General features: G+C 74.8%; 16 protein-coding genes and 3 tRNA genes. 12 read left to right on the top strand and 7 right to left on the bottom strand.

Features of this window, described 5'->3' with window-relative positions; all coding sequences use genetic code 11:
• The 3 genes from BI06_RS30305 to BI06_RS30295 form a co-directional block, all read left to right on the top strand.
• Positions 1–732, top strand: a 732-nt coding sequence (locus BI06_RS30305; protein WP_233290328.1) for a sensor histidine kinase, incomplete at its 5' end; no start/stop codon positions are given.
• Entirely contained in the window at positions 729–1,409 is a 681-nt protein-coding gene (locus BI06_RS30300; RefSeq protein WP_043472800.1) for a response regulator transcription factor, read from the top strand. The genes BI06_RS30305 and BI06_RS30300, both read left to right, overlap by 4 nt.
• Before the next feature lie 152 nt (positions 1,410–1,561).
• Positions 1,562–1,930 carry a cupin domain-containing protein gene (locus BI06_RS30295; protein ID WP_369826250.1) on the top strand — a complete coding sequence of 123 codons (369 nt, stop codon included), beginning with the start codon at positions 1,562–1,564 and terminating at the stop codon, positions 1,928–1,930.
• Between the two features lie 20 nt (positions 1,931–1,950).
• Here the strand turns inward: BI06_RS30295 and BI06_RS30290 are convergent, their stop codons facing one another.
• The gene (locus tag BI06_RS30290) at positions 1,951–2,796 is read right to left on the bottom strand and encodes a PaaX family transcriptional regulator C-terminal domain-containing protein (RefSeq protein WP_051742265.1); all 846 of its coding nucleotides are present in this window, start codon (positions 2,794–2,796) and stop codon (positions 1,951–1,953) included.
• A 50-nt stretch (positions 2,797–2,846) separates the two neighbouring features.
• Positions 2,847–3,485, bottom strand: a complete 639-nt coding sequence (locus BI06_RS30285; RefSeq protein WP_051742131.1) for a GNAT family N-acetyltransferase — start codon at positions 3,483–3,485, stop codon at positions 2,847–2,849.
• Between the two features lie 126 nt (positions 3,486–3,611).
• Here BI06_RS30285 and BI06_RS30280 point away from each other — a divergent pair, with 126 nt between their 5' ends.
• Complete coding sequence (locus BI06_RS30280) at positions 3,612–4,715, top strand: S9 family peptidase (protein ID WP_233290327.1); 1,104 nt, start codon at positions 3,612–3,614, stop codon at positions 4,713–4,715.
• Positions 4,716–4,719: 4 nt separating this feature from the next.
• Here the strand turns inward: BI06_RS30280 and BI06_RS30275 are convergent, their stop codons facing one another.
• The 5 genes from BI06_RS30275 to BI06_RS30255 form a co-directional block, all read right to left on the bottom strand.
• A complete protein-coding gene (locus tag BI06_RS30275; RefSeq protein ID WP_082558751.1) occupies positions 4,720–5,679 on the bottom strand; it encodes a serine hydrolase in 960 nt (319 codons plus the stop codon).
• Positions 5,680–5,762: 83 nt separating this feature from the next.
• Positions 5,763–6,389 carry a GNAT family N-acetyltransferase gene (locus tag BI06_RS30270; protein ID WP_063795036.1) on the bottom strand — a complete coding sequence of 209 codons (627 nt, stop codon included), beginning with the start codon at positions 6,387–6,389 and terminating at the stop codon, positions 5,763–5,765.
• 179 nt (positions 6,390–6,568) lie between these two features.
• A tRNA-Met gene (locus BI06_RS30265) sits at positions 6,569–6,642 on the bottom strand.
• A 163-nt stretch (positions 6,643–6,805) separates the two neighbouring features.
• Positions 6,806–6,879, bottom strand: a tRNA-Met gene (locus BI06_RS30260).
• Between the two features lie 197 nt (positions 6,880–7,076).
• A tRNA-Met gene (locus BI06_RS30255) sits at positions 7,077–7,150 on the bottom strand.
• 710 nt (positions 7,151–7,860) lie between these two features.
• Between BI06_RS30255 and BI06_RS30250 the strand changes: the two genes are divergently transcribed.
• The 8 genes from BI06_RS30250 (at position 7,861) to BI06_RS30215 (ending at position 25,127) form a co-directional block, all read left to right on the top strand.
• Positions 7,861–9,504, top strand: coding sequence for an alkaline phosphatase (locus tag BI06_RS30250; RefSeq protein WP_043472797.1), 1,644 nt, complete (start codon positions 7,861–7,863; stop codon positions 9,502–9,504).
• A gap of 359 nt (positions 9,505–9,863) precedes the next feature.
• Entirely contained in the window at positions 9,864–11,123 is a 1,260-nt protein-coding gene (locus tag BI06_RS30245) for a helix-turn-helix domain-containing protein (protein WP_030397905.1), read from the top strand.
• Positions 11,124–11,415: 292 nt separating this feature from the next.
• Complete coding sequence (locus tag BI06_RS30240; protein WP_107113434.1) at positions 11,416–11,907, top strand: cobalamin-dependent protein; 492 nt, start codon at positions 11,416–11,418, stop codon at positions 11,905–11,907.
• Positions 11,904–13,253, top strand: coding sequence for a methylaspartate mutase (locus BI06_RS30235; protein WP_051742129.1), 1,350 nt, complete (start codon positions 11,904–11,906; stop codon positions 13,251–13,253). Before BI06_RS30240 ends, BI06_RS30235 begins: the two co-directional genes overlap by 4 nt.
• Positions 13,250–14,260 carry an asparagine synthetase A gene (locus BI06_RS30230; protein WP_043472794.1) on the top strand — a complete coding sequence of 337 codons (1,011 nt, stop codon included), beginning with the start codon at positions 13,250–13,252 and terminating at the stop codon, positions 14,258–14,260. The genes BI06_RS30235 and BI06_RS30230 overlap by 4 nt, the downstream gene beginning before the upstream one ends.
• Before the next feature lie 55 nt (positions 14,261–14,315).
• The gene (locus BI06_RS30225) at positions 14,316–15,581 is read left to right on the top strand and encodes a glutamate synthase-related protein (RefSeq protein WP_043472789.1); all 1,266 of its coding nucleotides are present in this window, start codon (positions 14,316–14,318) and stop codon (positions 15,579–15,581) included.
• 232 nt (positions 15,582–15,813) lie between these two features.
• Positions 15,814–20,586, top strand: coding sequence for a non-ribosomal peptide synthetase (locus BI06_RS30220; RefSeq protein WP_233290326.1), 4,773 nt, complete (start codon positions 15,814–15,816; stop codon positions 20,584–20,586).
• Between the two features lie 44 nt (positions 20,587–20,630).
• Positions 20,631–25,127, top strand: a complete 4,497-nt coding sequence (locus tag BI06_RS30215) for a non-ribosomal peptide synthetase (RefSeq protein ID WP_051742263.1) — start codon at positions 20,631–20,633, stop codon at positions 25,125–25,127.
• The last annotated feature ends 78 nt before the right edge of the window (positions 25,128–25,205 follow it).

Here is a 25,205-nt window from a genome sequence, read left to right as displayed (position 1 = left end):
CTGGAGCGGGCCGCCCGCTCGGAGGAACGGCTGCTGCTGGCACAGGAGGTGCACGACGTGGTGGCGCACAGCCTCGGCGTGGTGAGCGTCCAGGCGGGCTTCGGCCAGTACGCGCTGGCACACGCGGGAGCGGACGGCGGTGCGGAGGCGGCCGGGACGGCGCTGGCGGCGATCCGGGCCGTGAGCACGGACGCGCTGCGCGAGACCCGGACGCTGCTCGCCGTCCTCCGCGAGGACGGCGAGCCCGGGGAAGGGCTGCCCGTCCCGGTGCCCGCCCCCGGTCTGGCGGTGGACGATCTGCGGCGGCTGGCGGAGTGGGCCGGTTCCGGCGGGGTCGAGGTGCGGGTGCGGATCCGCGGGCCGGAGCGCGAACTGCCGCCCGGCGTCGGCCTGTCCGGGTACCGGATCCTGCGGGAGGCGCTCGCCAACGTGGTCCGGCACGCGGGCGCCGCCGAGGCCCGGGCGGAGGTCGAGTACCGGGACGACGAACTGTGGCTGGAGGTCACGGACGACGGGCCCGGGGACGGCGTGCGTCCGCGCCCGGTGCAGCCGGTGGGCACCGGTGGCGTCGGTGGCACCGGCCTGGCCGGGATGCGGGAGCGGGTGGCCTCGTACGGCGGCTGGTGCGTGGCCGGGCCTACCCCGACGGGCGGCTTCCGGGTCAGCGCGGGGCTGCCACTGGCCGGGGCCGACTCCGGGTCAGGCCCGGCGGCGACGGAGGGCCGGCCGTGACGGTCCGGGTCCTGGTCGCCGACGACCAGGCCCTCGTCCGCGCCGGGTTCGCCGGCATCCTGCGCCTCGCCCCGGGCTTCACGGTGGCGGGGGAGGCGGCGGACGGCGCCGAGGCCGTCGAACTCGCCCACCGGGAACGGCCGGACGTCGTCCTCATGGACATCCGGATGCCCGGCCTGGACGGGATCGAGGCCACCCGCCGGATCGTCGCCGGACCCTCGGGCAGCCGGGTGCTGATCCTCAGCACCTACGCGCTCGACACCTATGTGCGCGGCGCGCTGCGCGCCGGGGCGGCGGGCTTCCTGCTCAAGGACGCCGAACCCGCCGAACTCCTCGCCGCGGTACGGGCGGTGGCCGCCGGTGAGGGTGCGCTCGCGCCCGGCATCGCCCGGCAGCTGATCACCGAGCTGACGGGGTTGCTGGCCGCCGGGCCGGGCGCCGCCGACGAGGACCCGGCGCGGGCCCGGGCGCGCACCGCCGTGCTCGCCCTCACGGCCCGCGAGCGCGAGGTGCTGGCGCTGGTCGGCGACGGGCTCACCAACCCCGAGATCGCCGCGCGCCTCCACATCACCGAGGGCACCGCCAAGACCCACATCGGCCGACTGCTCCACAAGCTCGCGGCCCGCGACCGCGTCCGCCTCGCCATCCTCGCCCACCGGGCCGGACTGTCGCGCTGAGACGATCCCGGAGGGAGGGCGCCGCGCGAGGTTTTACCAAACGGTCGACCAACGGGCCCGGCCGCTCGGATAGCGTCCGGGACGTCCCCTTCGAACACTTCGCGGTCCGGTCCTGCCTCCACGGCGGGGCGGGTCCGCCGTGGAGGTATGCCGTGAACCCGAATGCTCTGAACCCGAATGCTCTGAACCCGAACGCCGTGAACCCGAACGCCGTGAACCCGGTCGACCTGTCCGCCGCCGCGTCCGAACTGCCGGAGGCGTGGGCCTCGCGCGTGCTCCAGCAGGTGGGCACGGCGGCCGTGAAGGTCATGCGGATGGACGGGCGGCCGCTGCCCGTCGAGTCCCACGACAACCCGGAGGTGCTGCTCGTCCTCGACGGCCGCCTCGAACTGCTCGTCGACGGAGTCGAGTTGACGGTCGGCCCCGGCGAGCTGCACCGGATCCCGGCGCGGGCGGCCCACGCCGTCCGGCCCGGCAGCCGCGGGACGCTGCTGATCGTCGAGGTCCCCGAGGAGGAGTGACTCCCGAGGGCCGCGCCGGGTCAGCCGGTGGCCCGCTCCGCCGCCTCCCGGGTGATCTCGGCGTAGCGGCGGAAGAGCGCCGGGCGGGCCTCGCCCCGGTCGCGGGCGTACAGGGCGGCCCAGCAGCGGGCGATCCGCTCCCGGGCCCGGACGCCGGGCCAGGGCCGGGGCAGGAGCTGGGGCGGCAGCAGCGGGTCGGGATCCATGGCGCGGGTGAGCTCCGCCGCCAACTCGACCGCGACGGTGAGCAGTTCGGCGGAGGAGAGTTCAGCGGGACCGGTGAGCCGGGCGAGGCGCGGTTCGGTGATGCGGTCGAGGCGGTGGTAGCGGTCGGCGATCTCCGCCAGGGGCCAGAGCTCCCGGGCGAGTTCGGCGGGTTCCCGGGTGTCGCCCCGGCGCAGGTCGGTCGTGGTGAGGAGGGTGAGCCCGCCGTGGGCGCCGAGTTGCTGGGCCGCTTCCTCGACGTACGGCTCCCAGGCGTTGGCGCTGACGTACAGCCCGCCCTGCAGCGGGGCGCCGCCGAGGTGGACGAGCGTCTCGCGCAGGGCGTCCCGGGCGGCGCGCGCCGATTCGGGCACCGCGAAGGCGGCCAGGTGCCAGACGCCGTCCCAGGGCGCGGCCCCGGCGTCCTGGCGGAACGCGTGCCGGAGGAAGTCCGCGTTGGGGGCGAGGGCCCGCACGGTGTCCGGGGTCGCGTGCAGCTCCGCCCTGCGGCCCCGGCCCTGGTGGGTGAACCTGCCTTCGGCGACGAGGCGTTTGACGCACAGCCGGACCTGCTGGTCGCTCATGCCCAGGGTGTTGGCGACGCTGTACAGCTCGTCGGCGCCGACGGTGCCGTCCTCGCGGATCAGGGCGTGGACGAGCATCCGGGTGGGGACCTCGACGCGGTCGCCTCCGATGTCGTCGGTTCCGGTGCTCACAGTCCTGCCCTTCCGGCGGTGCCGACGGGGCGGCGCATGGTGGTGACCGCGCCGAAGCCGAGCAGCCGGCGCAGGTAGGGCGTCTCCTCGGTCCGTACGGCCGTGAAGCCGCGCCGCTCGTACAGGGCCCGGGCGCGCGGGTTGGTGTCGATCACGTCCAGCCGGATCTCCCGGTAGCCCTGCTCCGCGGCGAAGGCAGCCACCTCCTCGATGAGCAGGCTGCCGACGCCCCGGCCGCGCAGGTCCGGACTCACGGCGATCCCGTCCATGAGGAGCTGCCCGGCCCCCGGTCGGCGTTCGAACAGGGTGAGGAGCAGGAGGCGGTGCAGTCCGCGCAGGTGCCCGTAGGTGCGCAGCACGGCGCCGGCCGATCCTCCGGTGAGCGCCCGCCCGCCGTGCCGGTACCCGGCGAGGCCGACGAGCTGCCCGTCGAGGAGCGCGCAGACCGCGCGGTCGGCGTTGAGGTGGGCGGCGATGAAGGGCACGGCCTTGAACGGCGGGTCGAGGGCGGGGCCGAGCTTGCGGCCGAAGGCGTCCCAGTACAGCTCGGCGGCCCGCCGCTCGGCCCCGGCGGGGAGGCCCCGCCGCACGGTCACCGCCCCGGTGCCGGGGCGGTCCGGTGTGTCCGGTCCCATGCTCCCCTCTTCTCCTCGGTCCTTGAAACCAGAGCTCAAATCTATCAGACTCGCCACGATCGTTCTTGTGGTGATAGATCTAGGGTCGGAAGCGGAACCGGAACCAGAACGGAGGTGGCCGTCCCCGTGCACGCGAAGACCCAGCCCCGACGGCGGGGGCTCCGCGCCGCCGTGTGGTCGCTCGTCGCGGTACTGCTGGCGGGCGCCGGCCTCGTCGGCGCGGTGCTGTGGCAGAACTCCTACGACCTGGACGAGCGGCGGGTCTCGATCCGCCACGGCGGCCACGTCCTCAACGGCGTCCTCGCCGTCCCCAGGGACGGCCGCGAGCGCCACGGCCTCGTCGTGTACGTCCACGGCGACGGCCCCACCGACGCCACCCACGACGACGGCTACAAGCCCATCTGGGAGGCCAACGCCAGGGCCGGCTACGCCTCCCTCTCCTGGGACAAGCCCGGTGTCGCGGGCGCCCCCGGGAACTGGCTCGACCAGTCGATGGACGACCGGGCCGACGAGACGGCCGCCGCGATCGCCTGGGCCCGCGCCCGCCCGGACATCGACGGTGACCGGATCGGGCTCTGGGGCGCCAGTCAGGCGGGCTGGGTCCTGCCGAAGGTCGCCGCCAGGACGCCCGTGGGCTTCGTCGTCGCCGTCTCGCCCGCGATCGACTGGCTCCGGCAGGGCCGCTACAACCTCCTCGCCGAACTGCGCGCCGAGGGCGCGTCGGCGGCCCGGGTCGAGGCCGAGACCGCCAGGAGCGACGCCGTCCGGGCGCTGCTGGCGCGCCGTGCGAGCTTCGAGGAGTACCTCGCGGCCATGGGCGGCGACGCGCACGGCATGACCGCCGACCGCTGGGGGTTCGTCTCCAGGAACCACACCGCCGACGCCACCCGGGACCTCCTCGCCCTGCGCGGCGTCCCGGTGCTGCTGGTCCTCGCGGGCCAGGACACCAATGTGGACACCGCCGACACGGAGCGCGGCTACCGCGAGGCGCTGGACGCGGGCGGCGCGCTGACGGTCGAGCACTACCCGGACGCGGCCCATTCACTGCTCAAGCGCTCCGTCGAGCGGTCGGAGCTCAAGCTCACGCTCACCGCGCTCTTCTTGCCCCGCTCGCTCTTCGCGGACGGATTCCTGGACGGCCAACGGCAGTTCCTCGACCGACTCGGCCTACCCGATCTGCTCGGCCCACCCGACCCGACCCGACCCGACCGGGCTGGGCGGCCGGGATGAGCGCTCAGCCCCCGGTGACGGCCGCGGCCGCCGCCCGGGCCACCGACTCCACCAGGTCCATGCCGTCGGTGTCGGTCGGATTCCCGTCCGAGACCACGGCGATCAGCAGCTCGTGCCCGTCCCGCTCGACCCGGCCGATGCTGTTGATCACCCACAGACCGTCCGTGTCCCTCGGCAGCCAGCCGTTCTTCACCTCGAACCCGCCGTTGCTCGCCGCCGCGCCCACGCCCCAGCGCTGGTCGTCCTCCACCTGGTCGAGCAACTCCTGGATGTAGGCGCGGGAGGCGGGGGAGAGCAGCGAATCGTCGGTGAACACCTGGCGCAGCAACCGCAGTTGGTCGTCGGCGGTGGTCGAGGTGAGGCCCCAGTAGCCGTCCTGGCCGGCCTCGGTGGCGGTCAGTCCGAAGCGTGCGTTGGCGGCGTCGAGACCCGGGTCCGCGCCTATCTCGTCCCACAGGCCGGTGGCGGAGTCGTTGTCGCTGTTCTCGATCATCGTGGTGGCCAGGTCGCGCTGGGCGGCGGTCGGCGTGCTGCCGAGGTCCTGGGTCCGGAGCAGCAGCGCGGCCAGTATGTCGAGTTTGACGATGCTGGCGGTGGCGAAGCCGTGGCCGGGGCCGCCGTAGCTGAGCGACTGCCCGGTGCCCAGATCGGTGACCGCCACCGAGACCGCGCCCTCGGCCCGGTCGACGGCGCTGTGCAGGGCCGCGGCGGCGGCTCCGGCCGAGGCGGCGGGAGCGGCTGTCGGGGTGGGGGCTGCGGCGGTGGGGGTGACCGTCGGGGTGACCGGGACGACCGTGGTGACCACCGGCGGCGCGGACGAGGTCGTGTCGGCCACGACGGACATCTGCGGCCGGCCCTCGACACCGCCGGACTGCCCCTGCAGCGCCGCGGCCACCGCCCCCGCGGCGACGAGGAGGCCGACCGGTACCAGCACTCTTGCCCGGGAGACGCTTCGTATCGCCATGATCGATGAGAGTAGGGGGCGCGGCTTTGAACATCCTGAGGAGGGCATGGACGTTTTCTCAGGACTCGTTCTCAGGCTCGTTCTCAGGACTCGCCGGCCGCCGAACCGTCCGGATGCGCGACGGCCCTTTCACGGTACTCCCGGCCGGATCGCAGCGGCGGCACGGGCAGGAGCGGCGCGGGCGGGAGGGGCGCGGCCCGGAGTCGGCGGAGCATCACCGTGTACGCGGGACTTCCGCCGACGGGCCGGGTCGGGCCCACCGGGCGGTAGCCCCAGGACTCGCAACGGGCCCGCGCCCGGGGCTGGTCGGCCTCGGCCAGGAGACACACCAACTCCTCGGGCCGGTCCTCCAGCAGGGCGTCGTGCAGCCGCCCGGCGAGACCCTGTCCGCGCCAGGCGGGGCGGACCATCAGCTCGGACAGGCCGAACGTCACGGCGGGGTCCGGTGCGGCGTCGAGCAGCCCGCGCCACCACTCACGGCCGGCCGCCAGCGGTGCGCCGTAGGCGAAGCCGGTCGGTTCGCGGCCGTCGTAGGAGACGACGCACGAGAAGCCGGGACGCCTCGTCCAGTGGTCGACGACCAGGTGGAACCGCTGGGCGAACGGGTCGTACATCCGGTCGGCCCGGGCGTCGACGTGGACGCCCAGCAGCAACTGGTCGAAGTCGACCGGCAACTCGTGGTGATAGCGGACGATCCTGGCGACGGTCACGGGCGGCTCCATCGGTCGCGGCGGCGGTCGGGCCACTCTTGCGCACCACACGCGGCCGATGCCAGGCCCTTTTGATTTTCCGGTGCCGGATTTTTGCTCGGTGAGCGGTTGCGGGGTAACGGTTCCGGGAACGGCGAAGGCCCGGAGGACGGATCCTCCGGGCCTTCGTTGCTACTGAGTAGCGGGGACAGGATTTGAACCTGCGACCTCTGGGTTATGAGCCCAGCGAGCTACCGAGCTGCTCCACCCCGCGTCGGTGAACACGACCTTACGGCACTGTGCGGGTGAAAAGCGAATCGCTTTCGGCCGGGGTGCCGGGAAGCCGATTTTTTGCTCGGTGAGCGGTTGCGGGGTAACGGTTCCGGGAACGGCAAAGGCCCGGAGGACGGATCCTCCGGGCCTTCGTTGCTACTGAGTAGCGGGGACAGGATTTGAACCTGCGACCTCTGGGTTATGAGCCCAGCGAGCTACCGAGCTGCTCCACCCCGCGTCGGTGAACACGACCTTACGCACTGGGCCGGTGGAAAGCGAATCGCTTTCGGCCGGGGTGCCCGGGAAGCCGATTTCTTGCTCGGGGGGCGGCTTCGGGAAACCTCGGGAACGGTTCGGGGCAATGGTTCGGGGCAACGGTTCCGGGAACGGCGAAGGCCCGGAGGACGGATCCTCCGGGCCTTCGTTGCTACTGAGTAGCGGGGACAGGATTTGAACCTGCGACCTCTGGGTTATGAGCCCAGCGAGCTACCGAGCTGCTCCACCCCGCGTCGGTGAACACGACCTTACGCACCGGGCCGGTGGAAAGCGAATCGGCTGTTCCCGCACGGTCCGCCCCGGGAGGCGCCGGTCCTCCGCCGGCCCCTCCTGCGGCCGACCTTCCGGTGCCGGGACGGCAGACCGCTCCCCGGAGGGCAACAGGCCGTGAACAACCCTTCCGGGCTCGGAGTATGACGGAGCGTCCGATCCCGTGAGCGGCGGGTTTGCGGGTGGGTGCGGTGTCGTGATTGGCTGCCGCCACCCACCCGCAGGCCCATCGGGGTGATCTCGCCCCGGGCTCCACCGTGAACGCCGTCGATCGGCACGGTGGCCGAGGACCTGCCGGTCGCCGTCCGGCGCCGGGCCGTGAGGCTCCGTCGACGGGCGTGCAACCCGCGCGCGGTGGAGGGACGGGCGGCGCTCGTCCATCTGCGTGCGGGCAGGACCGGCGGGCCGAGTGGGGCGGGCGGGTCCGCGCCGACCGCCCCGCTCGGTACGAATCCGGAGCGGACTCCACCGCGTGACTCCGGCAGGAATCTCCCGATTGTCCGATCCGGCCGCTGTGATCACGCGATGATCACCTGCCCGCCGATGCTCCGACGCCCGCCGTACCGCACGGGCCGGTCCAATTTCCCTCCGTGCACAGCCGGTGTCCCGGCCGCAGTGACCGGCCGGTGCGCCCGGCCGGTCCGGCCCCCGCGTACGGAAGGCAGTCCAGCCCATGGCCCGCACAGACCAGCAGCCCTCGCCCGACCGGCGGTTGACCGAGGCCGCCGCCCGCCTCGGCCTCGGCCGCCGCCGCTTCCTGACGGTCGCCTCGGCGGCCGCCGCGCTCGCGTTCACCACCGAGCTGCCGAGCGCCCACGCCGCCGACAACGAGCTCGCGCCCCGCACCCTGACCGAGAACCCGTTCACCCTCGGCGTCGCCTCCGGTGACGCGCTCGGTGACGCGGTGGTGCTCTGGACCCGCCTCGCGCCCCGCCCGCTGGAGCCCGGCAGCGGCCTGCCGCCGGCCGGCGTGGTCGAGGTGGACTGGGAGATCGCCCGGGACGAGCGCTTCCGCAAGGTCGCCCGGCGCGGCACCGCCCGGGCCCACGCCGAGTTCGACTGGTCGGTGCACGTGGACGCCGACGGCCTCGACCACGACCGGGTGTACTGGTACCGCTTCCGGGCCGGCGCCTGGACCAGCCCGGTCGGCCGGACCCGGACCGCCCCGGCCCGCAACCGCCACGTCGACCGGGTCCGCCTCGGCCTGGTCTCCTGCCAGGCCTACGAGGACGGCTACTTCACCGCGTACAAGCACCTCGCGGAGGAGGACCTCGACGCCGTCTTCCACGTCGGCGACTACATCTACGAGTACGCGATCGACGCCGCGGGCGGCGACCGCAAGTACACCGACCGCACCCTGCCGTCGCTGTTCGCGCACGAGACCACCACCCTGGCGGACTACCGGCTGCGCTACTCCCTCTACAAGACCGACCCCGACCTCCAGGCCGCGCACGCCGCCTTCCCCTGGTACGTCACCTGGGACGACCACGAGGTGGAGAACAACTACGCGGCCGGCATCCCCGAGAAGGGCCAGTCCCCGGATGCCTTCGTCGCCCGCCGCGCCGCCGCCACCCGCGCCTACTGGGAGAACATGCCGCTGCGGATGCCGCAGCCGAACGCCACCGAACTCAAGCTGTACCGCCGCCACCACTACGGCCGGCTGGCGCAGTTCGACATCCTCGACACCCGCCAGTACCGATCCGACCAGGCCAACGGCGACGGCTGGCAGTACCCCACCGCGGAGTCGGCGGACCCGCGCCGCACCCTGATGGGCGCCACCCAGGAGCGCTGGCTGCTGGACGGCTTCCGCAGCTCCCGCGCGGTGTGGAACGTGGTGCCGCAGCAGGTGGTGCTCTCCCGCCGCAAGAACACCACCGCCGAGGTCTCCAAGCTGTCCATGGACGCCTGGGACGGCTACCCGGCCGCCCGCGAACGGCTGCTGGCCGGGGTCGAGGACATCGGCGTCGAGAACCTCGTCGTCCTCACCGGGGACGTGCACGTCGCCTACGCGATGGACGTCAAGCGCGACTTCGACAACCCGGACTCGCGGACCGTCGGCGTGGAGATCGTCGGTACCTCGATCGCCAGCGACGGGGACGGCGAGGAGCACCCGGGCAACTGGGCCACCCTGACCGCCGCCAATCCGCACCTGAAGTTCTACGACGGGCGGCGCGGCTACACCGCGATCACCCTCGACGAGGAGCACGCCCGCGCCGACTACCGGGTGGTCTCGCACATCACCCGCCCCGGCGGCACGGTGTCCACCGCCGCCTCCTTCGTCAGCGAGGCGTACCACCCGGGGCTCCAGCGCGCCTGAGCCCGACCCCGGCCCCGACGCAGTCCCGCCCCGAGCCACCGGCCCGGTCGTACCGTTCCCCGATGCGGTACGCCCGGGCCGGTCCCGTTCCGCCACCCTTTCCCGCCCGTCCCGCCCGCCGCCGTCGATCCCGCTCCGCGCCTTCGGGCGTCCGGAGGGTTCGTGGACGATGCGGAGGTGTCGTGAATCTGCGGTGATCGGCCGTTGATCGGCCGTAGAGCCGGGCCGTGGACCATCGGCGCCAGGGGAAAGCCGGTCCGACGGTCACCACCGTCCGGCGCCGCCCTCGGGCCCGCCTGACGGGGGGCGCGGGCCCCTGGTCCCCGGTACTTGGCCAACCCACGGAAGGCGGACGGAGCATGGACGGCGGTCACACCCTGCAGTCGACGGCGGGCTTCGGCGAGCTGCTCAGGATCCGGCGCGAGCGCATCGGCCTGACCCAGCAGATCCTCGCCGACCACGCGACACTGAGCGTCCGGGCGATCCGGGACATGGAGAGCGGACGGGTCCAGCGCCCCCGGCAGGAGACGGTCCGGCTGCTCGCCGACGCGCTGCGGCTGGAGGGCCGCAGCCGCTCGGTGTTCGAGGCGGCCGCCCGCCGCCAGGCGCTCGCCGAGGAGCCGCGCGACGAGCCGACCGCGCCGCCGGTCGCCCGGGGCGCGATCGTCGGCCGCGAACCGGAGATCGACGTGCTCACCGAGGCCCTCGCCGTGCACGGCGACCGGCTGGTCACCGTGGCCGGACTCGGTGGGGTCGGCAAGACCCGGCTGGTGCTGGAGGTGGCCCGCCGGCTGCACCTGACCGCCCGCTGGTCGGTGCGCTGGATCGACTGGGCCCGCCAGCCCGGGATGGGCCCCGAGCGCCGGGCCGACCTGGTCGGGGCGATCGGCGCCCGCCCCACCCTGCTGGTCCTGGACGGTGCCGACGCCGGGGTGGAGACCGCCCTGCTGGACGAGCTGTTCCAGCGCTGCCCCGGCCTGAGCGTGCTGATCACCGCCCGGGTCGCCCAGCCGCTGCCCGGCGGGCAGGTGGTCCCGCTGGCCCCGCTGCCCACCCCCGGTCCCGAGCTCGACCACGACCCGGCCGCGCTGGCCGAGGTCGGCGCCGTCCGGCTGCTGCTGTCGCACCTGCGCCGGCTGCGCCCCGGGTACCGGCTGGAGCCGGAGGAGGCGCCCGCGGTGGCCGCGCTCTGCCGCCAGCTGGACGGTTTGCCCGGCGCCCTGGAGCTGGCGGCCGGCTGGTCGACGGTGCTCTCGCCGCGCCAGTTGGTGGCGCGGATGGCGGACGGGCCGTTCCACCTGGGGCCGCCGCCGGCCGGCTTCGGCGGTCGTGGCGGCGTGGGCGAGGCGCTGGACGCGGCGGTGGACCGGCTGACGCTGGGCCAGCGCGACCTGCTGCAGCGGCTGGCCGCCGAGCCGGGGGACTGGTCCGGGGAGGACGCCGTCGAGCTGAGCGGACGGCCGCCGCAGGAGTCGCTGGCCGCCGTGCACGAACTGCTGGCCAGCGGGCTGATCCGCAGCGTGCCGGCCCGGGACGGCGTCCGGTTCACCGTGCTCAACCTCTGCCGCCGGTTGTTCGGCGGCGCCGGGGCGTACCCGGTCCTGGCCGCGGCGGGCTGAGCCGCCGGACGACGGGGCGCACCAGGGGTCCTGCTGCGGTGACGCTTACCCGTGCCGGGTGCGGCGGGCCGAGCCGCCGGGTCCCGATACTGCCCGTCACTTGCCGGACGAGCTGCCGGTCCGCCGGTCCGATCCTGCCTAGCGTTCTGCTCAGGCCGGGCGAGCCGGTCGCCGGCGCCGCCGGGCCGGGACTCCCACCACCCACCGACTACAGAGGGTTTGCGCCGTGAACCAGTTGGAGCCGCAGCGCGGAAAGGCCGAACCGGCCGGTCTGGACGTCGTCGTGACGACGATGGCCTCGGACTCGCACACCTGGAACCTGGTCTTCCTCCAACTGCTGCTGGAGGAGCTGGGCCACCGGGTCACCAACCTGGGTGCCTGTGTGCCGGACGAGCTGCTGGTCTCCGAGTGCCGCCGGATCGAGCCCGACCTGATCGTGCTCAGCAGCGTCAACGGACACGGCTACCACGACGGGCTGCGGGTGATCCAGGCGCTGCGCGCCTGCCCCGAACTGGCCGCCACCCCGACCGTGATCGGCGGCAAGCTCGGCATCGCCGGCTCCGGCGACCCGGACCGGCAGCGGTCGCTGCTCGCGGCCGGGTACGACGGGGTGTTCGAGGAGGGGCGTTCGGTCGCCGACTTCCGCTCCTTCGTCGGCGCGCTGCCCTCCGCCGCCTCGCGGGCCCTGTCCGCGTCCGACGGCCGCGCGCTGCCCGCCGACCGGGCGCTGCCCACCGCCGCCAGAACCCTGCCCACCGCCTCCGCCTCCGGGGTGCTGCGATGACCGTCCCCGCCACCGCGCCTCGCGGTGACGCCCCCGCCACCCCCGGCTTCGGCGCCTTCGTCGCCCGCGCCCGGGCCGCCGGGACCCTGGTGGTCCAGCCCCGGATGGGCATGGCCGACCCGCTGCGGATGCGCGACGGCCTGCTCGCCACCCGCGGCGCCGCCGCCACCACCGTCGGCACCATCACCCTGGACAGCTACACCCGCACCGGGGACCTCGCCGCCGCCCGGAGCGCCCTCAACGAGGGCGTCGGCCTCAACGGCTACCCGATCGCCAGCCACCCGGTGGACGTCACCAGGGCGGTGCTGCGCGGGGTCTCGGACGCCCGCTTCCCGGTGCAGGTCCGGCACGGTTCGGCGATGCCCGAGCACATCATCAGGGCGCTGCTCGCGGTCGGCCTGGACGCCACCGAGGGCGGCCCGGTCTCCTACTGCCTGCCGTACAGCCGCACCCCGCTCAGCGAGGCGGTGGCCTGCTGGCGGCGCAGCTGCGAACTCCTCGCCTCGCTGCGGGAGTTCGGCGCCGAGCCGCATCTGGAGACCTTCGGCGGCTGTCTGATGGGGCAGCTCTGCCCGCCCAGTCTGCTGATCGCGGTCAGCGTGCTGGAGGCGCTGTTCTTCCGCCAGCACGGGCTGCGCAGCATCTCGCTCAGCTACGCCCAGCAGCCGGACCGGGTGCAGGACGAGGAGGCGCTCACGGTGCTCGGCCGGCTCGCCGACGAACTGCTGCCCGACGTCGACCGGCATCTCGTGCTCTACGCCTACATGGGCGTGTTCCCGCGCACCCCCGGCGGGGCCAGGCTGCTGCTGGAGGACGCGGCCCGGCTGGCGGTGCGCACCGGCGCGGCCCGGCTGATCGTGAAGACGACGGCCGAGGCGCACCGGATCCCGACCGTCGGCGAGAACGTGACGGCGCTGGAGACGGCCGCCGCCGCTGCCGCCGCGGAGCGCCTGCGCCCGCCGCTCACCGCCGTCCCGGACACCGGCATCGAGGCCGAGGCGCGGGCGCTGATCGGCGCCGTGCTGGAGCTGGACACCGACATCGGCCGGGCCCTGGTCCGCGCCTTCGCGGCCGGCTACCTGGACGTCCCCTACTGCCTGCACCCCGACAACGCGGGCCGGGCCCGCAGCTCGCTCGGGCCGGACGGCCGGCTGCACTGGTCGAACGTCGGCTCGATGCCGATCGCCGGCCTGTCCGGCGGCCCGCGCCCGCCGATCCTCGGCTCGGCCGACCTGCTCGGCGCGCTCTCCCACGTCCAGTGGAGCTACGACAGTCGCGCCGCCGAGACCCCGGACCTCGACCGAACACCCGCCGCACCACGAGAGTTGGGACACACCACGCCATGACCACCGACGGGCCCACCCCCGCGACCGGCGCCGCGACGCTTCCCGAGCCCGGCCGCCACCTGACCTCCCCGACCACCCGGGCCGCCCTGCGGATCCAGCACAAGCTGCTGTTCGCCGCCCGCGAGTTCCTGCGCGGCCGGGGCTTCACCGAGCTGCTGCCGCCGATCATCGGCCCGGTCACCGATCCCGGCTCGCGCGGCTCCAAGCAGGTCGACATCGACTTCTACGGCCACCGCTACAAGCTGATGACCAGCGCGATCCTCTACAAGCAGGCCTCGCTGCTGGCCTTCGACAAGATCTTCTGCATCGCGCCGAACGTCCGGCTGGAGCCGTTGGAGACCGCCGGGACCAACCGCCACCTGGCCGAGTTCCACCAGTTGGACGTGGAGGTGGCGGGCGCCACCCGGGACGACGTGGTGCAGCTGGTGGAGGAGCTGGTGGCGCACATCGTCGGCAGCGCGGTCCGCGAGCTGCCCAAGGAGTTCGCCGAACTCGGCCGCGACACCGACGCGTTCGCCGAGCTGCTGAAGGGCTCCTTCGGCCGGATGCGGCACGCCGAGGCGGTGGCGGAGCTCCAGGGCCTCGGCCACCCGCAGAGCCCGGACGCCGAACTCGACTGGGCCGGTGAGGCACTGCTCTCCGCCCGGCGCGACCGGCCGTTCTTCGTCACCGACTACCCCAAGGGCTCGCGCGGCTTCTACGACCGGGAGAACCCCGAGGACCCGGGCCTGCTGCGGAACTTCGACCTGATCGCGGCCGAGGGCTTCGGCGAGCTGTGCAGCGGCAGCCAGCGCACCAACGACTACGCCGAGATCATCACCCGGATGCGGGAGACTGGCGAGAACCCGCAGAAGTACCGCTGGTACCTGGACCTGGTCCGCGAGGGCGTGCCCGCCAGTGCCGGCTTCGGCATCGGGGTGGAGCGGCTGACCCGCTACGTCGCCGGGCTGGACGCGGTCTGGCAGGCCAGCGCCTTCCCGAAGCTGGCGGGGGTGGTGTCGCCGTGAGCGGACGCAGCATTCGGGTCGGACGGGACACCACCGGACGGAACGGGGCGGGCGCATGAGCGACCTCTCGGCACCCGGCTTCCCGGAGGAGGAGGTCCGGCACCGGGCCCGGGTCGGCACGGCCGCCGCCTTCCCGCCGCCCGGCAGTTACGGGCAGGTGCTGCTCGGCGCCGAGCGCCCGCCGGCCGGACAGCCGGGCCCGGACGCCGGGGACGCGCTCGACGCGCTGCGGATCGTGCCGCCGGTGTTCGTGCCGCAGCGTCTCGCCCGGCTGATCGACCTGGGCCGCGAACCGGACTACCGGGACGTCGAACTCACGACCGGGATCGGCGGGTTCACGTCCGCGCTGCCGGTGTACGTGTCCGCGACCGGCTCCACCCGGGCGGCCGGCGGTGACCTCGGCCTGGCGCTGAGCCGACAGGCGGGCGCGCTCGGCCTGCCGATGGTGATCGGCGAGAACGTCGTCCCGGTGAACGGCTACGGCCGGCTCGGCGAGGCCGCCGACCGGGCCCTGCTCGGCCGGTTGCGCGCCTACGCGGAGGAACTCCCGGACGGGCTGGGCGGGGTGGCCGTCCAGCAGTCCACCGAGGACGCCGACGCCGAGGTGTGGAACCTCGTGTACAGCGACCCGGCGGCCCTGCCGCTGCTCGAATCCGGGCGGCTCGCCTTCGAGTTGAAGGTCGGCCAGGGCGCCAAGCCGGGCCTCGGCGGGATGACCGTGCTGGACGCGGCGGACGCCGCCCGGCTCGGCGACCGCTACGGCATCGACCCGGTCTTCGGCGACGACAGCCGGGTGCTGCGCGCCAGTACACCCGGCACCTTCACGGCCGAGATCCTGCGCCAGCAGGTCCGGCTGATGCGCAACAACTTCCCCCGGGCGCGGATCTGGGTGAAGCTGCACCCCGGCCGGGACGTCGCCGAGGCCGCCCGGGTGGCCGCCGACGCGGGGGCGGACGCCGTCACCGTGGACGGCGCGGAGGGCGGCACCGGCTGGGCGCCGGGTGTCTTCCCGGCCCAGGTCGGCCTGCCGCTGGCGGAGTGCCTGCGCCGGCTGGCCGCCGCCGGGCCGCCGCCCTGCCTGCTGGTCTCGGGGCGGATGTGGGAGGGCGGCCGGGCGGTCAAGAGCCTTGCGCTGGGCGCCCGCGCGGTCGGCCTGGGCCGGGCGGCCCTGCTCGCCGCCGCCGAGGACCCGGAGGACGGGCTGATCCGCTTCGCCGACTGCCTCGCCCTGGAGCTGCGGCTGCTGATCAGCGCGCTCGGCAAGTACACGCCGGCCGCGCTGGAACGCGCGGACGTGTGGTCCCCGGACTTTCCCGAGTAGTTCCGTCCCCCACCTCACTCCTTTCCCGCAGACAATCGCAGACCGTATTCCCGCGAGCCCGTCGCGGCGCCTCCGTGCGCCCCGGCGGGCCGTCTGCGTCTGCGGCAACACCCATGTGGAAAGCGGCAGTTGAAACTGCCGATGGTCTTCCGGAAATTCTGCCGATCGGCCCCGGAAGGCGGGCCTATCGTCGAGACCACTGCCCGCAGCATCGTTAATTCATCGGGGTTGGATGATGGAATCTCGCGGTTTCCCCTTCATATCCGTCGCGCGCCGGTTCCCGGACCGCCCGGCCGTCCGGCTCGGCGAGCGGACCGTCCGCTACCGGGAGCTGGACGAGCTGAGCGGTGCCCTCGCCGCCCGGATCGCCCCCGGCCGCACGGTCGCCGTCACCGGTCGCGACCGGCTCGACCACCTGGTCGGCCTGCTCGCCGCGCTCCGCGCCGGTGCCACCTACCTGCCGCTGGACCGGGAGGCCCCGGAGGAGCGCAACCGCTGGATCCGCGAGGACGCCGGCGCCACCCTCGCCCTCACGGACGGCGAGCTGACCGGAGAGCAGACCGGCGACCTGATCGGCGACCCGACCGGAGAGCCGGCGGGCGAGCCCACGGGCGCGTCTGCCGCCGACCTGCCGGACGAGCCGCCCGCCACCGCCGGCTACCTCATCTACACCTCCGGCACCACCGGCCGCCCCAAGGGCGTGCACGTGCCGCTCGCCGCCCTCAGCGGCCACCTGGCCGCCGCCGTCGAGCGCTTCGGCCTCACCGCCGAGGACGTGGTGCTGCACCTCGCCCGCCCCACCGTCGACGTCGCCGTCGAGCAGGTGCTCACCGCCCTCTCGGCGGGCGCCTGCCTGGTGATCCCCGAGCAGCAACTGCTCGCCCCCGACGCCCTGCTGGACCTGCTTGACACCGAGGGCGTCACCGTCGCCAACCTGCCGGCCGGCTACTTCCAGGAGGTCGTACCGGCCGTGCGCGACCGCGGCCGCGAGCGGGCGCCCCGCACCCTGCGGCTGATGATCTCCGGCAGCGACCGGCTGCACCCGGACGCCGCCGCCACCTGGTGGGACGCCACCGGGGTGCCGCTGCTCAACGCCTACGGCCCGACCGAGACCGTCGTCACCGCCACCACCCACCGGCTGGCCGGCCCCACCGGGCCGGGCACCGGCTCCGTCCCGATCGGCACCCCGCTCGGCGACCGCCGCGCCTACCTGTTGGACGACCGGCTGCGGCCCGTCACCGCCCCCGGCGAGGCCGGCGAGCTCTACCTCGGCGGCCCGCTGCTCGCCGCCGGCTACCACGGCCGCCCCGGCCAGAGCGCCGGCCGCTTCGTCGCCGACCCCTTCGCGCCCGAGCCGGGCGCCCGGATGTACCGCACCGGCGACGTCGTCCGGCGCGCGGCCCCGGACGCCCCGCTGGAGTTCGTCGGCCGCGCCGACCACCAGGTGAAGATCCGCGGCTTCCGGGTCGAGCCCGGCGAGATCGAACAGGTCCTGGCCGCCCACCCGGACGTGGCCGGCGCCGTGGTGGTCGCCCACGAGGGCCGGCTCGCCGCCTACGTCACCGGCGCCGCCCCGGACCAGGGTGTGCTCCGCGCCCACCTGGCCGAGCGGCTGCCCGAGCACATGGTCCCGGCCACCGTCACCGTGCTGGACGCCTTCCCGCTGACCGCCGGCGGCAAGGTCGACCGCGCCGCCCTGCCCGAGCCGCAGGCCGAGCAGCCCGCCGCCGCCCCCGCCGGGCGCCCGCTGCGCACCCCCGCCGAACAGCTGATCGCCGCCGTCTGGGCGGACGTCCTGGGGGTGCCCGAGGTCGGCGCCGAGGACAACTTCTTCCACCTCGGCGGCGATTCGCTCACCGCCGTGCGGGTGGTCGGCCGGGTCTTCGACGCCTTCGGCATGATCTCCCCGTACGCCATCTTCGACGCCCCGACCCTGGCCGGGTTCGCCGCCGCCGTCACCGCCTCCGCGGGCGGCGAGCGCCCGCCGCTGACCCGGGCCGGCGCCACCTCGGCGCCGCTGTCCAAGTACCAGCGAGGGCTGTGGTTCCTCGACCAGATGAACCCGGACGCGCCGACCTACATCGTGCCCTGGGTGTTCCGCTTCGCCGGCCCGATCGACCCCGAGCGGCTGCACGGGGCGCTGGCGGGCGTGGTGGCCCGGCACGAGGCGCTGCGCACCACCTTCGAGCTGACCGAGGACGGCCCCCGGCAGGTGGTCCACCCCGCCGTCGAGGTGCCGTTCACCGTCACCGACACCGAGGCCGGGCGGGTGGACGGGCTGGTCGCCGAGGCCGCGCTCGTCCCCTTCGACCTGGAGACCGGCCCGCTGCTGCGCGCCCACCTCTACCGCACCGGCGACACCGCGACCCTGCTGCTGCTCTGCCACCACATCGTCTGGGACGAGGGCTCGCTGCCCGTGCTGGAGGGCGAACTCGCCGCCCTGTACGAGGAGTCGGCCACCGGCCGCCCGGCCGCCCTGCCCGAGCTCGCGGTCCAGTACGCCGACCACAGCGCCTGGCAGTACCGGGACGCGCAGAGCGCCGAGCGGCAACTCGCCCACTGGCGCGAGCACCTGGCCGACGCCCCGACCGAGCCGGTGCTGCCCACCGACCACCCCCGGCCCGAGGTCCAGGAGTTCCGCGGCGACTTCCACCGCTTCGCGATGCCGCGCCCGGTCGCCGAGGCCGTCCGGGCGCTGGCCCGCAGCGAGGACGCCACCCCGTTCATGGTGCTGCTGGCCGCCCTGGCGCTGACCCTGCACCGCCGGACCGGACAGCGCGACCTCGTCCTCGGCTCCCCGGTCAGCGTCCGGGGGCGGGTCGAACTCGACGCCCTGGTCGGCTACTTCGTCAACCTGCTGCCGCTGCGGGTGCGGGTCGACGAGGACGTGGACTTCCGCGACCTGGTCCGGCACGTCCGCGAGGTGGCGATCGCCGGCTACCGCCACCAGGAGGCGCCGTTCGACGACATCGCGGCCACCGTCCTGGAGGACCGCCCGGACGACCGGGCCGAGAACCGCAACCCGCTCTGCCAGGTGCTGCTGGAGCTGCACCCGCTGGACTCCCGCCCGCTGACCGTCGGCGGCGTCGAGGTGACCCGGGAGCTGCACTCCAACCCGGTCTCCCGGTTCGACCTGTCGATCTCCGTCGACGACCGGGGCACCGACTTCACCGGCCGGTTCGAGTACGACTCCGACCTGTTCGACGCCGCCACCATGGCCGAGCTGTGCGACGCCTGGCTGGGCACCCTCGCCACCGTCGTGGAGACGCCCGTGCACGCCCTGGTCGAGGCCCGGGCGGCGGCCGCCCCGCAGGCCCTCGCCGTGGTCTCCGGCGAGCAGCGGCTCACCTACGGCGAGCTGAACACCCGGGCCAACCGGCTCGCCCACCACCTGGCCGAGTCCGGCACCGGCCGCGGCGACACCGTCGCCGTGCTGGTCGAACGCGGCCCGGACCTGGTGGTGGCGCTGCTGGCCGCGCTCAAGACCGGCGCCGCCTACACCCTGCTCGACCCGGACTTCCCGGCCGAGCGGCTGGCCGGGGCGGTCGCCGACAGCGGCGCCGCACTGCTGGTCACCCACCGGCACGCGAGCCCGCCGTTCCCGGTCGGACGCCACCTCGACCTGGACGCGCAGGCCGCCGCGATCGCCGCCCGCCCCGGCCACGACCCGGGCGTGCCGGTCACCGGCGAGGACCTCGCCTGCGTGATGTTCACCTCCGGCTCCACCGGCCGTCCCAAGGGCGTCGCCGTGCCGCACCGCGCGCTCACCACCACCTACCTCGGCCAGGACTACGCCCGCTTCGGCCCCGACGAGGTCTGGCTGCAGTGCTCCCCGGTCTCCTGGGACGCCTTCGCCCTGGAGCTGTACGGCGCGCTGGCCTTCGGCGGGGTGTGCGTGCTCCAGCCCGGCCAGCGGCCCGACCCGCAGGCGATCGCCGAGCTCACCCGGCGCCACGGCGTCACCCAACTCCAGCTGTCGGCCAGCCTGTTCAACTTCCTGCTGGAGGAGTTCCCGGCGACCTACGACGACCTCAAGGTGGCCTTCACGGCCGGCGAGCGCGCCTCGGTCACCCATGTCGGCAAGGCGCTCGACCAGTATCCGGGGCTGGTGGTCGCCAACGGCTACGGCCCGGTGGAGAGCCTCGGCCTGACCACCTGCCACCGCGCCACCGCCGAGGACGCCGCCGGCGCGGCGATCCCGATCGGCCGCCCGCTGCACGGCAAGGCGATCCACATCCTGGACGAGCGGCTGGAACCCGTCCCCGACGGCACCACCGGCGAGCTGTACGCGGCCGGCGGCGGCCTCGCCCACGGCTACCTCGGCCGCCCCGCGCTGACCGCCGAACGCTTCGTCGCCGCCCCCTTCGGCGCCCCCGGCGAACGCCTCTACCGCACCGGCGACCTCGGCCACCGGCGGTCGGACGGGCTGCTGGAGATCACCGGCCGGATCGACGACCAGGTGAAGATCCGCGGCTTCCGGGTCGAGCCCGGCGAGATCGAGGACGCGCTGACCCGCCACCCCGCCGTCCGGGAAGCCGCCGTCACCGTGCACCAGCCCGCCCCGGGCGACCACCGGCTCGCCGCCTACGTCACCCTCGACGCCGGGGCCGGCCCGGCCGGACCGGAGGCGCTGTTCGACCACCTGGCGGCGCTGCTGCCCGAGCACATGGTGCCCGCCACCGTCGACGTGCTGGACGCGCTGCCGCTCAACCCCAACGGCAAGGTCGACCGCAAGGCGCTGCCCGCACCCGCCGAGCGCCGCGCCGAGGCCCCGGCCGACCCGCTCACCCCCGGCCAGCGGCTGGTGGCCGACGCCGTCCGGGCCGTGCTGGAACTGCCGGGCGACCTCGGCCCGGACGACAACTTCTTCCGGATCGGCGGCAATTCGCTGGCCGCCGTGCGGGTCGCCATGCGGCTCTCGCAGGAGACCGGCACCAAGGTCCCGCCGCACGTGGTGTTCCGCGGCCGCACCGTGGGCGCCATCGCCGAACGGCTGGCCTCGTGATGACGGGCCGCCCCGACACCGCTCGCACCGAAGGGAACGAGGCCGTGCGCCCGTCCGACACCCCGGCCCCCGCCACCCCAACCCCCGACACCGCAGCCGTCCGGACCGCGCCCGCCTCCGGCCTCCAGCGCGGACTCTGGTTCCTCGACCGCCTCGACCCCGGCGCCGTCACCTACACCACCCCCTGGACGTACGAGGTCACCGGCCCGCTCGACCTCGACCTGCTGGCCCGGGCCCTGGACACCGTCACCGCCCGGCACGAGGCGCTGCGCACCACCTTCGCCCTGCACCCCGACGGCCCCCGCCAGCACGTCCACCCCGGCCTCGCCGTGCCGCTCGCCGTCACCGACCTGCGCGCCTTGCCGGAGGACGAACGCGAAGCCCGGGCCGAGGAGTTGATCGCCGAACGCGCCGCCGAGCCGTTCGACCTCGCGGCCGGCCCGCTGCTGCGCGCCGAGGCGATCCGGCTCGCCGACGAACGCACCACCCTGCTGTTCGTCGTCCACCACATCATCTGGGACGGCTGGTCGGCCGACCTCTTCGAGCGCGAACTCACCGACCACTACCGGGCGTTCCTCGACGGCCGGACCCCGGAGCTGCCCGCCCTCGGCACCCAGTACGCCGACTGGGCCGAGGAGGAGCAGCACACCTCCTACGAGGAGCACCTGGCCTACTGGAAGGACCGCCTGGACGGTGCCCCGACCCTGCTCGACCTGCCCGGCGACCGCCCCCGGCCGGCCGAGCGCGGGGAGCGCGGCGGCACCGAGCACTTCGGCCTCGCCCCCGGCAGCGCCGCCCGGGTCCGGGAGCTCGCCGAACAGGAGGGCGTCACCCCGTTCACCGTCCAGCTCGCCGCGTTCGCCCTGCTGCTGAACCGCTGGACCGGCGCCGACGACCTGCTCGTCGGCACCCCGGTCACCACCCGCAACCGGCCCGAACTCGCCGACCTGCTCGGCTACTTCGTCAACCTGCTGCCGCTGCGGATCCGGCTCGCCCCGGACGCGAGCTTCCGCGGGCTGCTGGCCGACATCCAGGACGGCGCCTTCGACGCCTTCGGCTACCTCGACCTGCCCTTCGACCAGCTGGTCGACCACCTCGGCACCGCCCGCACCCCGCAGCACCCGCCGCTGGTCCAGGTGGTGTTCGGCGCCCACAGCGAGGACAGCACCCCGCTCGCCCTCGGCCCGGCCGCCGCCCGGCGCACCGTCCGCGCCAACGGCACCAGCAAGTTCGACCTCACCTGGTCGGTCTTCGAACCCGTCGGCGACGGCGGCGGCGAAATGCGCGGCGAGGCCGAGTACAACGGCGACCTCTTCGACCCCGGCACGATCCAGCGGCTGGCCGCCGACTACGCGGCCCTGCTGGACGCCGCCCTCGCCGACCCGGACGCCACCGTGCTGCGGCTCACCGCGGCCCCCGCCGCCGGGGCCCGGCCCCGCGCCGCCCGCCTCGACGACGGCCACTGCCTGCACCACCTGTTCGAACGGGCCGCCGACGCGTACGGCGACCGCCCGGCCGTCGACGACGGGCAGGAACGCCTCGACTACGCCGAACTCGACCGCCGCGCCAACCGGCTGGCGCACACCCTGATCGAGCGCGGCGTCCGCCCCGGCGACCGGGTCGGCCTGCTGCTGGAACGCACCGCCGCCGTGCCGGTCGCGATCCTCGCCGTGCTCAAGGCCGGCGCCGCCTACGTGCCGGTCGACCTGGTCGCCCCCGCCGACCGGGCCGCCCTGGTCTTCGGCGACACCGCCGTCCGGGCCGTCCTCACCGACCGCCCCGACCGCGCCCCCGACGGCCCCTGGCAGACCCTCGACCTCACCGCCGGCAGCGCCGGGGCCGCCGAGGTCGCCGCCCGCCCCGACAGCCGCCCGCCCGCGGTCGGCCGCCCCGGCGACCTCGCCTACCTGATCTTCACCTCCGGCTCCACCGGCCGCCCCAAGGGCGTCGCCGTCGCCCACGAGCACGTCAGCCGCCTGCTGGACTCCGGCCGCGAGCACTTCGGCTTCGGCCCCGACACCACCTGGACGCTGTTCCACAGCTACGCCTTCGACTGGACCGTCTGGGAGCTCTGGGGCGCACTGCTGCACGGCGCCCGGCTGCTCGTCGTGCCCTACCTGACCAGCCGCTCGCCCGAGGAGTTCGCCGAACTCCTCGACACCGAGCGGGTCACCCACCTGTGCCTCACCCCGTCCGCGCTGCGCCAGCTCGAACCGGCCCTGCGCCGCCGCCCCCGCGCCCTCCCGGAGCTGCGCTGGATCATGCTCGGCGGCGAGGCGCTCGACCCCGGCGTGGTCCAGCGCTGGCACGACCTCGACCCGCTGCCGCCCGCCCGGCTGTGCAACCTGTACGGCATCACCGAGACCACCGTGCACGTCACGATCCACGACGTGGCCGAGGGCGGCGCCGGCTTCGAGCGCAGCCTGATCGGCGAGCCGATGCGGCACCTGACCGCCGCCGTCCTGGACGACTGGCTGCGTCCCTGCCCGCCCGGGGTGCCCGGCGAGCTGTACATCGGCGGCGGCAGCCTCGCCCACGGCTACTGGGGGCGCCCCGGACTCACCGCCGGACGCTTCGTCGCCGACCCGGCCGGACCGCCCGGCGCCCGCCTCTACCGCACCGGCGACGTCGCCCGGCGGCTGCCGGACGGCGGCCTCGAATACGTCGGCCGCGCCGACTTCCAGGTCAAACTGCGCGGCTTCCGGATCGAGCTCGGCGAGATCGAGAACGCCCTCGCCGCCCACCCCGACGTCGACGCCTGCGTGGTGACCGTCCACGAGGACCGGCTCGCCGCCTACGTCACCGGCCGCGCCCCGGCGGACGTCCACGAGTTCCTCGGCCGATCCCTGCCCGCCTACATGGTCCCGGCCAGCGTCACCGAGCTGGAGGCGCTGCCGCTGACCGTCAACGGCAAGGTCGACCGGGCCGCGCTGCCCGCCCCCGGCCGCGCCGCGCCCACCCGGGCCGGCCGACACGTCGAGGCCCGCAGCCCGGAGGAGGAGCTGTTCGCCGCCGTCTGGACCGAGGTGCTCGGAGTCCCCGGGATCGGCGTCCACGACGACTTCTTCCACCTCGGCGGCGACTCCATCCGGGCCGTCCAGCTCGCCGGCGCCCTGCACGACCGGGGCTGGCAGGTCTCGCTGCGGGACGTCTTCAACGCGCCCACCGTCGCCGCCCTGCTGCCGCTCGCCCGGCCCGTCGAGGCCGACCCCGGCGCCGACCTGCCGTTCGCGCTGATCGACGAGGAGGACCGCGCCCAGCTGCCGCCCGGGATCGTCGACGCCTACCCCATGGTGTCGATGCAGCTGTCCATGGTCTTCCACATGGAGGTCGCCGGCGGCACCGACAGCTACCACAACGTCAACTCCTACCGGATCAGCGGCGACCTCGACGAGACCGCGTTCCGCCGCTCGGTCAACGAGGCGATGGCCCGCCACGCCGTGCTGCGCACCGGCCTCGACCTGTCCGGCTACGGCGAACCGCTCCAGCTGGTGCACGGCACCCTGCCCGCCCCGGTCGAGTTCGCCGACCTGCGCGACCGGCCCGAGGCGGAGCAGGACCCGGAGGTCCGCGCCGTCTTCGAGGACCACCGCGACCGGCCGTTCGACCTCGCCGAACCGCCGCTGTTCCGGATCACCGTGCAGCGGCTCGCCGACCGGGCGTTCCAGCTCACCATCTCCGAGCACCACGCGATCCTGGACGGCTGGAGCTTCACCTCCCTGCTCACCGAGATCCTCGAACGGCACACCGCGCTCACCGCCGACCCGGTCTCCGCGCCCGCCCCGCCGCCGCGCACCGCCTTCCGCGACTTCGTGGCCGTCGAACGCGCCGCCACCACCGACCGGGACTCGCTCGCCTACTGGCACCAGCGGCTCGACGGCGCCACCGCCCAGCTCTGGCCCGGCAGCGAGGACGTCCACGAGCTGCCGCGCACCGTCGAACGGGTGCTGCCGGACGCGCCGGGCCAGCTGCGCGCCGTCGCCGACGCGCTCTCCGTCCCGGTCAAGTCCGTCGCGCTCGCCGCCCACCTGTACGCCCTCGCCCGGATCACCGGGCGGCAGCGGGTCACCACCGGGCTGGCGATGAACGGCCGGCTCGAACGCCTCGGCGGCACCGAGGTCTACGGGCTGTTCCTCAACACCGTGCCGCTGGTCGCCGAACCGGGCGAGGACCTCGCGGCGCTGGTGCGGCACGTGCACCGTGAGGAGCTGGACATGATGCCGCACCGCCGGGTGCCGTTCGCCCGGCTGGCCCGGATGATGGCCGACACCGCGCTCGACAGCCAGTTCGGCTACCTGCGCTTCCACGCCCTGGGGCGGCTCAGCGCGGCCCGGATCGAGGACGGCCGGATCGGCAGCGAACCCACCTACCGGCACGAGCCCAACAGCTTCACCTTCGGCGCCTCGCTGATCCAGGACCCGGCCTCGCAGCGGGTGCTGCTCGCGGTGGACCACCAGCGGGCGCTGGTGGACGACGCCACGGCGGAGGAGTTCGTCGACACCTACGCCGGGGCCCTGGCCCGCCTGGCCGGGGAGGTCTGACCGGCCCGCGGCAGAGGGGTGGCGCCGGTGCCCGACCGCGGGCAGCTGTCCGGGCCCGGCCCCACCCCTCCCTGCCCC

Origin of the sequence: Kitasatospora sp. MBT66, from assembly GCF_000710405.2 — a bacterium.
GTDB lineage: Bacteria > Actinomycetota > Actinomycetes > Streptomycetales > Streptomycetaceae > Kitasatospora > Kitasatospora purpeofusca.
The sequence above is the reverse complement of the archived record's forward strand: the minus strand, read 5'-3'. Positions and strand labels throughout refer to the sequence as shown.